This is a genomic window from Pseudoalteromonas sp. SA25 (assembly GCF_011378705.1).
Taxonomy (GTDB): Bacteria; Pseudomonadota; Gammaproteobacteria; order Enterobacterales; family Alteromonadaceae; genus Pseudoalteromonas; species Pseudoalteromonas arctica.
Genome location: NZ_WTKV01000001.1, coordinates 162,111 through 177,147 on the forward strand (window position 1 = coordinate 162,111; position 15,037 = coordinate 177,147).

Consider the following 15,037-nt stretch of genomic DNA (forward strand, 5'->3'; position numbering starts at 1 on the left):
ATGACAGCAAAAAATATATTTTTGCTTGGTTCTATGGTGTTTTTGTTAAGTGCCTGTGGAGGCTCAGAAGAAAGCCCTGCTCAAGAGACAATACAATCACCTACGGCTGAAGTAGTAACGCCAACGGTGACTAGCTATATAAATTTGGCTGGTGTTATAGCGAGCAATCAAACCAAAAATACAAAAGTTTTAGGTGCTGTCACTTCAAGTAGAGGAGTAGTTGGATCAAGCATAGCTAATACACGCGCTAATATTGTTTTTTCACAAACAAACGAAACTGTGCAAGGCAACGTTTCTTTTTTACTTGAAGCTTCGGATACTGATGGCATTGCTGAAGTTAGTTTAGTGCTCCCTAGCGTCAATAAAAGCATATCACTGTGTTCTTCTGATTGTGGTTTTGACTACGAAAAATCAATTATAGGCCTCAGCCCTGTGCTTTATGGCGTAATTCCAGGAGAGATACGCCTAGAAATATGGATAACTGACACTTTAAATAATCAAGTCCTTGCTGATGCAATTACTTTTAACTGGCAACCATATCAAATTGAAGGTGTTACAGCTCAGCGAGACGAAGATAATATTAATCTTTCGTGGCAAGCTAACCCCGAACTTAATCGTTATAACGTTTATATTGCAACTCAAGCTGGAGTTTCATCTACTAATATTAATGAATTAGAAAACGGGCAACAATTTTTAAGTATTCAAGATACTGCATTAAGCATTACCGAGTCACTTACAGATAAAAGTTATCAAGTACTTATTACCGGTATTGATGGCAGTGGTGAAAGTGGCTTTGCTAATATAATAAACATAGCACCAGTGGGTGGAGAGCTTGCATTTGCACCAGAAGCTAATGCCGATCAGTTTCAGATAAATGAAGATCAAACTCTGCAAGGCAACGTTCTAACAAATGATACGAATCAATACAGTGGCGATTTACGTGTAAATGCAGATGCATTAATTCTACCGCAGCATGGCACCATTAATATAAATGAAAATGGGGATTTTACTTATATCCCTATTGCAAACTTTAATGGTGAAGATGCCTTTAGCTATCAAGTTGCTAACGAGTTAGGTATGACAGATACCGCAGTTGTAGAGATAACTATTTTAGCTGTTAACGACGCCCCTGTTGCGCTTGATAATACTTATAACATTACAAACAATGGAACCTTAGTTGTCCTATCGCCTGGCTTACTTATTAACGATAGCGATATTGATTTAGATAACTTAACTGTTGATACAACGCCTGTTAGCGAACCGACAAGAGGACAATTAACCCTTTTTGATAATGGTAGCTTTGAATACCAAGGCGAGCAGAACATGCAAGGCCAAGACAGCTTTCAGTATAGAGTTGTTGATGCACAAGGTGCTCAGGCTATTGCAAATGTAACTATTGTAAGCTCAAACACTAACGTAGCCCCTGTAACAAAAAATGATAGCTATAGTTTAAGCGAAGATGAAACACTTGTGGTTACAGCAGCCAATGGTGTGCTTAGTAACGATACTGACCCAAATAATGACAGTTTTTCAGTCGATGAAACATTTATTGTGGCACCAACACATGGCCAACTATTATTAGCAATTGATGGCAGCTTTAGTTATGTGCCGGATGCTAATTTTAATGGTGTTGATCAATTTCAATATCAAGCTATCGACTCATTAGGTGCAACCTCTACAGCCACAGTAACTTTAGTAATAAACAGCGAACCCGATAGCCCTGTCGCACAAAATGATACCTATCAATTTAGTAAAAATAAACTATTTGAAGTAACAGTACAAAATGGCTTATTAATTAACGATTTTAATATTGAGGCTGGCGATTTATCAGTTAACACCACGGCAATCAATGCAACTCAAAATGGCGAGCTTACATTAAAAGTTGATGGTTCATTTACCTACCAACCAGACTTAGGTTTTATTGGTGTAGATAGCTTTACTTATTCAATTTCAAATGAGCAAGGCTTAACTGCAACAGCTCAAGTAACATTAAGTGAAAGCGGCGTTAATACTTTTCCAGAAGCCAATAACGATCAATTTACGTTAGACGAAGACAGCTCTGCATCTTTATTAGACGTGCTAGCTAACGACACTGATGCAGATGGCGATACGATTAGTATTTCGAACATAGAAAATATTGCTGGAGAAGCGACTATTGTCGCCGGAAAAATACAGTTTACTCCACCAGCAAACTTTTCAGGTGAGATAGTACTAACTTACACCATTACGGATGGCTATAGCACTGGTAATGAAGGCATAGACGACAGAACAGCAAGTGTGACGATTATCGTTACATCCGTTAATGATGCCCCTACTGCAAATAATGATTCAGCAACGATGAACGAAGATGCTCCTGCGTTATTAGTTAACGTACTAGCTAACGACTCTGACATTGATGGCGATACTCTTGCAATAACAGCTGCTACTGCAGATATAGGTTCTGCATCTGTTGTTGATAATAAAATCCAATACACGCCTGCTGCTAATACAAATGGAACAGCAATTATTAGCTACACAATAAGTGATAGTAATGGTGGTACTGCAACTACAAACTTATCAATAATTATTACTCCCGTAAACGATACTCCTATTGCAAACGCAGACTCAGCAACAATAGATGAAGATGCAGCGCCAATACTAATAAACGTATTGGCAAATGACTCCGACGTGGATGGTGATAGCCTTGCCATAAGCGCAGTATCAGCTGATATTGGCTCTGTATCAGTGGTTGGCAATCAAATTCAATATACACCGGCAGCCAACGACAACGGCGTAGCAACAGTTACTTATACTGTAAGCGATAGCAGCGGTGGTGCCAGTACAACAACGTTAACTATCACTATTACCCCCGTAAACGATGCTCCAATAGCAAACGCCGATTCGGCTACCATGGCTGAAGATGCAGCGCCGATACTAATAAACGTATTGGCAAATGACTCAGACGTGGATACCGATAGCCTCACTATCAGTGCAGCCTCGGCAGATACTGGTTCGGTCTCAGTAGTTGGCAATCAAATTCAATATACACCGGCAGCCAATGTAAATGGACTCGCAACTGTTGTTTATACGGCAATTGATAGCAACGGTGGTGCCAGCACAGCAACACTATCTATTACTATTACTCCCGTAAACGATGAACCCATTGCAAATGCCGACACCGCGACTATGGATGAAGATGCTGCGCCGCTACTCATTGATGTGCTGATTAATGATACAGACGCGGATAGTGATAGCCTAAGCATAACAGCAGCGTCAGTCGATAGCGGTTCAGTATCCGTTGTCGATAACAAACTACAGTACACACCGGCTGCAAATACCAACGGTATTGTTGTTGTCAGTTATACTGTAAATGATGGGAATAACGCTACAGATACTGGTAGTTTATCAATTACGATTACTCCTATTAACGATGCTCCAGTTGCGTCAAACCAAGGTTTTAATATTAGCGAAAACGCAACCGATGGTGACACTATTGGGACTGTTAGTGCCTCAGACATTGAGAACCAAAATTTAAGTTACACCCTGCTCAGTGGTGCTCCCATATTCGAAATAAATAATGATTCTGGCTTATTAACTGTAAAAGGTGAAAGCCCGTTTGATTTTGAAGCAACTCCTCAGTACATATTGAGCCTAGCTATTACTGACGACGGTACGCCTAACGAAACAACTACTATTAATATAATAATTGATGTCACTGATGATGCGGAGCCTCTAGTTCCTGTTGAAGATGAAACATTTGGTCGTCCTATAACAGGTGAACTTGAGCTTTCGGGTGTTTTTTCAAGTGGTGAATTTAATGACAGTATTGAGCTAAATAATAACCTTTACTTTGTAGGTTTTAGTAATAACAGCGACAAAGATATTGTTATTGCATCCTATACAACGAGTGGTGTAATAAATACAGCATTTAACAGTGATGGCGTTAAAGTATTAGATTTAGAAAATGATGAAGAAGCAACTGCTATTATCTCTGATGGTACAAGCCTCTTTGTTGCTTACACTAGTTTTGATGGCACAAATACCGAAGCATGTTTGTTGAAAATGAATACCGCTGGCGTATTAAGTAATAACTCTGGAGATAATAATTCAGGTATTCACTGTACCGCATTAGCAAGCACTCTCGTTATTAATGACCTTGAGTTTAGCGATAATAAAATTCAAGCTGTTGGTAAGTCATTTAATGGTAACGACGACGATAGCTTATGGATAAAATACGATATATCTACACTCGCTTATGAAGCCGGAAGTCCTAAAATAGTCGATGTGAGCGGCGCTAATAGAGATGACGAAGCGTTTGCTATTAAAAATTTCAATAGCTCTGATCTTATGGTTGCCGGCAGTTTAACAAGTGCAACTGGCGATAAAGACGTACTTATTCGTTATTTAATTTCTGATGGTGAAAACAACGGAAGTTTTAATGGTAGCGCAGCACTATCGTTCGACTTGTCTGAGAATAATAAAGATGATGAATTATTTGCAATTGGCGGCGCTAAAAATACCGACTTTACAGCTTTTGCAGGTGGTTACATAACTCGTAACAGTGGTGAAAAAGAAGCCGTGGTTTTGGCTATTGATAAAACGGGTACTCTTATAACGAGTTTTGGTGATGCAGGTACTGCTATTTACGATATTGATGGTAACGGTGGTGCAGGTAATGGTGGCGCGAACGTAACAGGCGTAAAACACGAGCCAATTAAAAATGGAATTACTTTATCTGGCACTACCGGTGTTTCAGCTAACGAAAAGTTATTTTCTGCCCGTATTTTAACTTCAGACGGCTCACTTGATAGTACTTATGGTGCATCAGGTATTAATATCATTTCAGATATCAATGGAAAACAATTTGCCAAATCAGCAACTATAGATGCTAATGATACTGTATGGATATCGGGTGTTGTTGACGACTCAACCACCAAACCATTTGTTGCTGCAGTTGACGAGCAAGCCACATTATTTACCAACTTTGCAGACGTTGGTTATCTTGCTTTTGATACTATAAGCGCAGAATCTGACGATCAATCAATGCACGTTTTACAACTTAGCAATGACCCTCATGCCGGTAAGTATATTCTTGCATCAACGGCTAAATCGGACTCAATTACTAAGTTAGTATTAACACGCTTTACGAGTGCGGGTGCTATCGATACTAGCTTTAGCGAAAGTGGCCATAAAGAAATTGCCATAGATTTAAGCGCATCTAATATAGCGTTGGTTGAACACAATAGCGGAAGCTTATTTATTGCGGGATCTAAAAGTAAAACTGACGGTGAAGAGGGCTTTATAGCTAAAGTTGATCAAAATGGTGATTTAGATACCTCATTCGCCAGTGATGGTATTTACTATACTACTATTTCAGGTGCTGAAAAGCTTAACTTAACTGATTTAGCACTTCATGATGGCGACATTGTTGCAGTTGGCTCTGTAGTTATAGCTGATACTCCTAGCTCGTTTATCATGATGCTAGATTCTGACGGTACACTTGACGATAACTTTGGTAGTAATGGAAAAATTATAGGAACACCTTTTGAATATTATGAAAGTGTTTTTATTAATGATGATAATATTTTTATTGGTGGTAAATCTGTATCAGGTGCCAGTTCAGAATTAGTAGCATTAAAGCTCGACTCCGACGGCGAGCAAACCTACAAATACACAGGTGAAACAACCACTGATACCGAGAATAAAATGGTAAAAGTTTTAGTCGACGAATCAAATAAATTATATTTAATTGCAAACGTTGTAGATACGCCTAATAAAGCCAGTATTACGCGATTACTTGCATCCGGAGTAATTGATGACAGCTATCCGTTAGGCCAATACGCGTTAGCTTCAACGGGGGATACCAAAGTAAAAAGTGCCGTTTTTGATAGCAACAACAATATTGTTTTAGTTGGTATGGGCAATAATAAAGGTATGTTGGCACGTATTTTAGCTGATGGCACAATTGACGATACGTTTGGGGCGAATAGCAGTGGATTTTATGAAGCAAGCCAATGTACCAGTACACATGTATTTACTTCAATCATCCTGCAAAATGACACCCAAGTTGTTGTAAGCAGCACTTGTAATGACACTAACTCTAACAATGTTAGTATTTCTAAATTCAATTTTGAAGCAGATGGAGCTTAGCCTTAAATTATGAAAGTTGAATTTTTTGGTGTTAGAGGCTCAATGCCTTCAGCTGGAAGTAATACACACATTTTTGGGGGAAATACCTCGTGTGTGTACATTGAACAAAGTAATGGTAAAGATCTTATTTTAGACTCTGGTACTGGTATTGTAGAACTCGGTGCACGTTTACTAGAAACACAAAGCCCTATCAATATTTTGCTAACGCATAATCATTGGGATCATATTCAAGGGTTTCCTTTTTTTAAACCTATTTACCAACCCAACCGCAATATAACCATTGTAGCTGGCAACGTTGATGATAAAAAAAGCCAAGATGCCATATTAAAGCAAATGAGTGGTTCGTACTTTCCTGTGTGTTATCAGGATTTACCTGCCAGCATTACGCTTAATACTGATTTATCGTCTCAAAAGCTATTTACACTTAACGGTTTTTTGGTTTCGACTGCTCCACTAAATCACCCAGGTGGTGGTACTGCTTATTGCATTAAAGCAGATGAAAAAAAGATAGCCTACGTTACCGACAATGAGCTAAATCCGCCAGAAAAAGCAAACACAAGTATTAGCGAATGGGTCAATTTTATTGAAGGCGCTGACTTACTAATTCATGATGCTCAATTTATAGATGCAGACTTGCCTCTTAAGCATGGTTGGGGTCATAGCACCATAGATCAGGTTGCTGAGCTTGCTATAAAAGCGAGTATTAAAAATGTGATTATTATTAGCCACGATCCATCAAGAACCGATGAACAGTTATTAGCTATAGAAAAATATTTACACACGCAGTACGCTCAACAGGTAAAAATAGAATGCGGCCGAGAAGGACGAGTTTTTGATTTTTAGTCTATCAAGGAGCGTTACTCATTAGCTCCTTAAAACCAATTACTTCAAAGCACTTTTTCATTGGCGCTGTTATTACATTATTAATTGCATCAATAGAGCTATTTTCAACTGGGTCGCTCGCAAAGTTAGTGAACCGCGTAGAAGGTATAATATACGACTCTCGGTTGTTACTAACACTTTCAGAGACGCCTAGGCATATTGATGAAACCGTTGTAATAATTGATATCGATGAAAAGAGCATGCAAGAACAAGGACGCTTTCCTTGGAGTCGCTCAAAAGTAGCTGACCTTGTTACAAAGCTTACTGATGCAGGTGTTATTGTTATTGCATTCGATATATTTTTTTCTGAACAGGAAGAAAACCCTGTTACAAAAATTATGTCTGAAATTCCTGATTTATCAAAAAAGTACACCATCCCCTTTGCTGAAATTACTAAACAAGTCGATGCAGACACAAAACTAGCAAGCGCATTATCTAAAAATGATACTGTTCTTGGTTTTTTATTGATTGATGAACAACTCACTAATCAAAACTTGCCAGCTAAAAGCAGTGTTATATGGGCAAATGCGGATCATACTAATTCACAAATAAACCAGTTTCCTGGTGCTATTGTAAATATTCCACAGTTACAAAATGCTACAACGGGTACCGGTTTTATCAATGCACATAGCGATGAAGATGGTTTTATACGTAAAGCAGCTCTTATAAATCGAGTTGGCAATAAGCTTTATCCTTCTTTAGCACTTGAAGTTGCTCGACTTTATACCCTTGCTGAAAACATAGAAACCCGTTCCAATATATTAGATGGTATAACATTATTCGAAGGTATAAAGTTTCAAGATAAGTGGATTCAAACTGATGAATATGGGCAAATATTAATTCCTTACAAAGGGCGTGCACATAGCTTCCCTTATTATTCGGCTACCGATATTTTGACCAAAAAAATTGGGTTAGAGGAATTAGAAGGCACTGTAGCCTTTATTGGCACATCGGCAATTGGACTCGCTGATTTAAGATCAACACCTGTTGGTTTACAGTATCCCGGTGTTGAGGTACATGCCAATATATTTGAAGGGTTAATGCACCCAGAGCTACTGCCATCTAAACCTAATTGGTCACTGGGAGCAAGCTTACTCATCATTACATTAACGGGTAGCGTACTGTCGTTTTTTAGCCACGGTAAGAGCGCACGTTTTATTATTGTTTTGTCTCTTACAGTCACAAGTGTCGTTATATTTTTAAACGTTTATTTATGGTCAGTGCAAAAAATTAGTTTACCTTTATTAATGCCTCTTTTACTCATCATTATATTAGCGGGTTATTACATCATTGTTGGTTCTATTGCTGAAATGAAACATAGCCGAAAAATAAAATCTATGTTTGACCAATATATGCCTCCTGAGCGTATAAATCAGATGATATTACAGGGTAAAAGTTTATCTCAAAAAAGTGAGCGAAAAAATATGACGGTGTTGTTTGCCGACATTCGTAGTTTCACTTCACTATCAGAAAGTATGTCGCCCCATCAGTTAAGTGAATACTTAAACGAATATCTTACGGCTATTACCAAAATCATATTTGATCATAACGGAACTATTGATAAGTACGTAGGCGATATGGTGATGGCATTTTGGAATGCACCACTAAAAGATGAAAACCACGCTCGCCATGGTGTTGAAGCCGCAATGGGTATGATTAACGGGTTAACGCAAGTAAATCAGTTATTTGCAGAAAACAATCAGCCTGCAATAAAAATTGGTATCGGTTTAAGTACTGGCGATATGAATGTAGGTGATATGGGTTCGGTTTACCGTAAAGCCTATACAGTTCTTGGTGATACTGTTAATTTAGGTGCTAGAGTAGAAAGCTTGACCAAATTTTATGGCGTAGCTATTCTTGTTACAGAAGAAACGATGAACGAATGCCCCCATATTTCATTTCGTTTAATAGATAAAGTACAAGTTGTCGGAAAAACAACGGCTATACAGTTGTTTGAGCCTATAAATTTTACAGATAAGCTCGATGAAGAACAGTTAAATGAAGTTAAAAAATCACAGCAGGCCATGACGCTTTTTTATAATAAAAACTGGCCACAAGCGCTTAGCTTATTTAAAGAACTACACAGCACGACCGTATTTAGCTCTGACGTTTATACCATTTTTATCGAACGTATTAAGGGCACTGATTTGCAAACACTAGCTAAGGATTGGAATGGTGCCTTCAAACATACTAAAAAGTAGTAAACATATGCGACAGCACATTAAAGACAAAACAAATCTTCAACACTTTATCGATATTAGCATTAGACTAACAACCGAAAAAAACTCGTCTAAGTTACTTGATGAAATACTGCAAGTTGTAATGTCGATAGCAAATTCTGATGCAGGCAGCATTTACTCTATTACCTCAAACAAACAACTCAAGTTTGAAACAGTAATAAACAAATCACTGAATCTTTATTTAGGCGGCACATTAGGTGGTCCTGTTGATTTTCCTAATATAGATCTTTTTATTGATGGCAAACCAAACGAAACCGCTATTGTTGCCCACTCTGCAAACTCTGGCGAAGTGATTAACATTCCTGACGTGTATGATGCCCTGCCCTTTGATATGAGCGCAGCTCGCAAAATGGATGCCCTCACGGGTTACCGCTCTGAGTCCATGCTAACAATTCCTTTAAAAGATCATGAAGATGACATTATTGGTGTCATTCAGCTTATAAATGTAAAAGATGCGCAAAATAAAAATATCCCTTTTAGTGAAGAGCTTGTCACTCTAATTCGATCTTTTGCCTCTTTAGGCGCTATTTCACTAACTAACTCAACACTAATAAAGGGAATGGAAGATCTTTTTTCGACCTTTGCTGAAACCATTGCGATGGCAATAGATGAAAAGTCTCCTCATACCGGTGGCCATTGTAAACGAGTGCCAGCACTCACGTTAATGCTAGCTGATGCCGTACATGATATAAATAAAGGCCCTTTGGCTTCATTTTCGATGAGTGAAGCCGACCGGCATGAACTTGATATAGCAGGCTGGTTACATGACTGTGGGAAAATCGCGACCCCCGATCACATTATGGAAAAGTCGACAAAACTAGAAACTATTTTTGATCGAATAAAATATGTAGATGCTAAATTTGAAATAATTAGCCGAGATTTAAAAATAGCGTATCAGCAAAAAATCATCTGTGCGATGAAACTGCAAAAACCTATCGAAGTTCAACAATTTGAACGCCTACTTGATACCGAGCTTAAACAGTTAGCATTAGACCGTGCATTATTACAGCGTGTGAATGTAGGGGGCGAGTTTTTAGGTGATGCAGAACTTGAGCACATTGAACGCATTGCAAACAAATACCAACTCGTTATAAATGATATTAATACACCATTGCTCTCAGCTGATGAAGTTGAAAACTTAACAATACGAAGAGGCACGTTGACCGAAGCCGAACGTGAAGTAATGAAACGTCATATGGATGTAACTAAAAATATTTTAGATGCCCTGCCGTTCCCTAAACACTTAAGCAATGTGACTGAATATGCTTTAGGTCATCATGAAAAACTTGACGGTACTGGTTACCCAAGAGGTTTAACCAAAGAGCAAATGTCGGTGCCTGCAAGGTTAATGGCTATTACGGATATTTTTGAAGCGCTATCTGCGGTAGACAGGCCCTACAAAAAAGCAAAACCGGTCAGTGAGTGTTTATTTATTTTAGGCTCAATGGTTGCTAAAAACCATCTTGATGCTGACATTTTTGCTATTTTTATTGAGTCGCAAGTCTATAAAAATTATATCAATGAATATGCTAACCCAGAGCAGCTAGATGAGATAGATTTTGATAACTTACCCGGTTACACACCTATAAGTTAGCACCTATAAGCCATGCCTTTATTCAAAATGCGCTTATTACAGCCTATACCTATCCAAACAAAAAAATGCCACCTTACGGTGGCATTTACACACGGGGTTATTTCTACTTATAGAAATCCTTTTACTTTTTATTTGTTTTTTTATGTTGTTTTATTAACAAAAAATATGTTCCCAAAGGTAGCATTTAGCGCTTTGGGTAGCAACAGTAAAAGGTAAAGTTCATATATCTGCCATATTAACGTCATAAAAAAGCGCGAAGTAAATTCGCGCTCGTATACTTAACTGCCGTTATATTTTAATACAAACGTATTTTTCTTCTAGGTACTCATCCAGCCCTTGATGCCCACCTTCTCGGCCTAAACCAGATTGTTTAACGCCACCGAAAGGCGCTACTGGGTTTGATATAACACCTTCGTTTACACCTACCATACCAAATTCAAGCCCTTCACTAATTCGGTAAATTTGCTTAATATTTTGGCTATAAAAATAGGCTGCTAGACCAAATGGTACATCGTTAGCAAGTGCAAGCACTTCACTTTCTTCATCAAAAGGAATAACCGTTAATACTGGACCAAATACTTCTTCGTGGTAAATATCCATCTCTGTAGTTACGTTGTTTACTATTAATGGGTTTTGAAAGCTGCCACCTAAGTCACTATTATCGCCAATCAACGTAGCACCTTTATCGAGTGCGTCTTGTACTAACTGCTGTACCTTCTTTTTGGCTTTAGGGTAAATGAGTGGGCCAATATCAACATCGTCTTCAAAACCATTTGCCACTTTTAACGCTGCAACCTTAGGCGTGATTTTTGACAGTACTTTGTCGAGAATATTACGCTGTATAAAGATACGGTTTGCAGCAACACATGCCTGCCCACTATTTCTAAATTTAGCCGCCATTAGCCCTTCTACAGCTTCATCTAAATCTGCATTATCAAAAATGATAAAAGGCGCATTGCCGCCAAGCTCCATCGAGGTGCGTTTAATTGTGTCTGCACATTGAGATAGCAACTGCTTACCTACACCGGTAGAGCCGGTAAATGTAAACTTACGCACGACTTCTGAGTCAGTCAGCATTTTACCTACTGTTTTGGCATCTTGTGAAACCAGTACATTAAATGCACCTTTAACAAAACCAGCTTGATCGGCCAGATAAGCAAGTGCGATAGCGCATAATGGCGTATGTTCAGAAGGTTTAAGTATAAAGCTACAGCCCGCAGCGTAAGCTGGAGCTACTTTACGAGTAACCATAGCAACAGGGAAGTTCCACGGCGTAATACCAGCAACAACACCTACAGGCTGCTTAAAGCTGGTTAAACGATGCGAGTTATCTGTTGGCGGAATTACATCTCCGTAACTACGTTTGGCTTCTTCTGCAAACCATTTGATAAAACCTGCACCGTAGTTAATTTCGCCAAGGGATTCTTTGAGCGGCTTGCCTTGCTCTTTGGTCATTAACTCTGCAAGTGTTTGTTTGTGTTTTATAACTAACTCATACCAGCGCATCAGCGTTTCGCTTCGCTCGGTCGCATTTGTCGCTTTTAATTTAACAAAAGCCCCTTGAGCTGCTGTTATTGCGCTATTTACACCCTGCTCGTCAATATCGCTTACTTCAACAATACTTTTTTCGGTCGCGGGATCGTTAACGCTAAAGTGCGTATCAGTTTTATAAAATTCGCCGTTAATAAATGAGTCTGAGAAAATAAGATTACTCAAAATAAACCTCCGAAATAGATTTTAGGGATTGGGTTGAACTCGTAGCAGCGGGTTTACCCCGCGTTTATATAATCTGAAAAAATACGTGATCATTTTGATGTTCAAGTTTGAGATTAGAAAAATTTAACTTAAAACGTTTGAGATTTAAAAACGCGACATAAAGTCGCTGCTACGTATTTATAAATGCTTTCTTGAAACAAAAAAGCCGCTGTATCAAACAGCGGCTTTTAATATATACATCGTTAAAAACTAGTGCTCTTCATTAACGATATTGAGATTGTACTTAGGTATTTCAACCACTAAGTCTTCATCTCTTATAATTGCTTGGCAACCAAGGCGTGACTCAGGCTCTAAACCCCATGCTTTATCTAGCATGTCATCTTCTAGCTCATCACTCTCTTGTAGTGAATCAAATCCTTCACGAATCACTAAATGACACGTAGTACATGCACACGACTTTTCGCAGGCATGTGCAATGCTAATGCCATTTTTAAGTGCAGCGTCGAGTACCGTTTGGCCTGTAGGAGCTTCAATTGCAGCGCCGTCAGGACATAATTCAGGATGTGGAAGAAAAACAATTTGTGGCATTCTAATCTCTCTTAAATGTTGTCTACTGACTGCCCTGTAAGGGCCTTTTTAATTGATGCATCCATTCTACGCGATGCAAAGTCGCTACTCGCATTATCGACTTTTTCGATAGCTGCTTTAATTTCGCCAGGCTCTTGTGCATTTTCGCGCACTTTTACCAGTTCTGCAATTTCAGCGCGTAAGTTAGCAAGTTGCATATCGTCAAGTAATGCAGCATCGGCTGCAAGTGATGCATTAAGCGCTTCTATTACGCGTAATGCTTCTACTTGTTGCTCTTTAAGCATACGTGCTTGCATGTCGCCTTTAGCGTTGCTCATTGACTCTTTTAGCATGTTAGCTACTTGGTCGTCAGATAAACCAAACGAAGGTTTAACTTGAATTTCAGCTTGTACGCCTGTTGATTTTTCCATTGCTGAAACACTTAATAGGCCATCAGCATCAACTTTAAAGGTTACACGAATATGCGCAGCGCCTGCCGCCATTGGTGGAATACCTTTTAAGCTAAACTTAGCAAGCGAACGACAATCATCAACAAGCTCACGCTCGCCTTGCAGCACATGTAATGACATAGCTGTTTGGCCGTCTTTAAACGTCGTAAATTCTTGCGCGCGTGCTACCGGAATCGTCGTATTGCGCGGAATGATTTTTTCAACCAAACCACCCATCGTTTCAAGACCTAGCGATAACGGCAATACATCAAGCAATAGCATGTCAGAATCGGGCTTATTGCCAATTAACACGTCGGCTTGAAGCGCAGCACCTAAAGCGACAACACGATCAGGGTCGATTGAAGTTAGCGGCTCTTTATCAAAAAAGCTTTGTACTTGGCTACGTACCAGTGGCATACGGGTTGAACCGCCTACCATAATAACTTGCAGTACTTCGTCGTTTTCTATGCCAGCATCTTTTACAGCACGACGACACGAACGCAGTGTTTTTTTAACGAGAGGCATAGCCATTTCGTCAAACGTTTCGCGTGTTACTTCTACTGTGTATTTTTGATCGTCAAACTCAAGACCCACGTTTACTTTAGCGTATTGGCTTAATGCTTCTTTACACGCTTTTGCTTTATTAATAAATAAACGTAAAACCGAAGGTGACAACGCTGACACACCAGTTTGCTGCTTAAAGTAATCAACAAGTAGTGAGTCAAAGTCATCGCCGCCGAGGCTTGAGTCGCCGCCAGTTGCCATTACTTCAAACACACCTTGGTGTAATCTAAGTACGGATATATCAAATGTACCACCGCCTAAGTCGTAAACAGCAATAATACCTTCTTGACCTGAATCTAAACCATAAGCAACCGCTGCTGCTGTTGGCTCATTTAATAGACGTAGTACGTTAATACCAGCCAGCTCTGCGGCATCTTTAGTACTTTGGCGCTGTGCGTCATCAAAGTACGCTGGTACTGTAATTACAGCCCCTAAAATTTCTTGGTTGCCAAAACTTTGCTCAGCTCGTGCTTTTAATGCAGCTAAAATATGGCTTGATGCTTTAATTGGACTGATTTTACCTGCCGCAGTTTCTATTGCTAGCGCACCATTGTGCTCACAGAACTCATACGGTAGTTGCCCATAACTTTTCTCTATTTCAGCCTGAGTTTTACCTAAAAAACGCTTAACCGAAATAAGTGTATTAGCAGGGTCTTGCGTTGCTGCTTGTGCAGCCTCTGCGCCAACAGTAATACCGCCTGCTTGATAACGAACAACCGACGGTAACATAGCCGCGCCAAGATCATCAGTTAACGTGCGGGCTTCGCCACTTTGTACTGTTGCAACTAATGAGTTAGTTGTACCAAGATCAATACCAATAGCTAGTTTATGTTCGTGTGGTGCCGCGCTCTGCCCCGGCTCAGCAATTTGCAATAATGCCATAATGCTCTTTAAAC

Annotated in this window: 7 protein-coding genes; 4 read left to right on the top strand and 3 right to left on the bottom strand. The window is 39.3% G+C overall.

Features of this window, described 5'->3' with window-relative positions:
* From GQR45_RS00835 to GQR45_RS00850, 4 genes are all read left to right on the top strand, one after another.
* On the top strand, positions 1 to 6,129 hold the full coding sequence (locus tag GQR45_RS00835) for an Ig-like domain-containing protein (protein WP_165724829.1): 6,129 nt from the start codon (positions 1 to 3) through the stop codon (positions 6,127 to 6,129).
* Between the two features lie 9 nt (positions 6,130 to 6,138).
* Complete coding sequence (locus GQR45_RS00840) at positions 6,139 to 6,972, top strand: MBL fold metallo-hydrolase (protein WP_165724830.1); 834 nt, start codon at positions 6,139 to 6,141, stop codon at positions 6,970 to 6,972.
* Positions 6,973 to 7,100: 128 nt separating this feature from the next.
* Positions 7,101 to 9,212, top strand: coding sequence for an adenylate/guanylate cyclase domain-containing protein (locus tag GQR45_RS21540; protein ID WP_346774187.1), 2,112 nt, complete (start codon positions 7,101 to 7,103; stop codon positions 9,210 to 9,212).
* On the top strand, positions 9,184 to 10,845 hold the full coding sequence (locus GQR45_RS00850) for an HD family phosphohydrolase (protein ID WP_165724832.1): 1,662 nt from the start codon (positions 9,184 to 9,186) through the stop codon (positions 10,843 to 10,845). Before GQR45_RS21540 ends, GQR45_RS00850 begins: the two co-directional genes overlap by 29 nt.
* Positions 10,846 to 11,133: 288 nt before the next feature.
* Here the strand turns inward: GQR45_RS00850 and GQR45_RS00855 are convergent, their stop codons facing one another.
* The 3 genes from GQR45_RS00855 to hscA all read right to left on the bottom strand — a co-directional run bounded on the left by GQR45_RS00855 (position 11,134) and on the right by hscA (position 15,023).
* Complete coding sequence (locus GQR45_RS00855; RefSeq protein WP_165724834.1) at positions 11,134 to 12,561, bottom strand: NAD-dependent succinate-semialdehyde dehydrogenase; 1,428 nt, start codon at positions 12,559 to 12,561, stop codon at positions 11,134 to 11,136.
* Positions 12,562 to 12,810: 249 nt separating this feature from the next.
* Positions 12,811 to 13,149 carry an ISC system 2Fe-2S type ferredoxin gene (fdx, locus tag GQR45_RS00860; RefSeq protein ID WP_007586379.1) on the bottom strand — a complete coding sequence of 113 codons (339 nt, stop codon included), beginning with the start codon at positions 13,147 to 13,149 and terminating at the stop codon, positions 12,811 to 12,813.
* Positions 13,150 to 13,160: 11 nt separating this feature from the next.
* Entirely contained in the window at positions 13,161 to 15,023 is a 1,863-nt protein-coding gene (gene hscA, locus GQR45_RS00865) for a Fe-S protein assembly chaperone HscA (RefSeq protein WP_007586377.1), read from the bottom strand.
* Between the last annotated feature and the right edge of the window lie 14 nt (positions 15,024 to 15,037).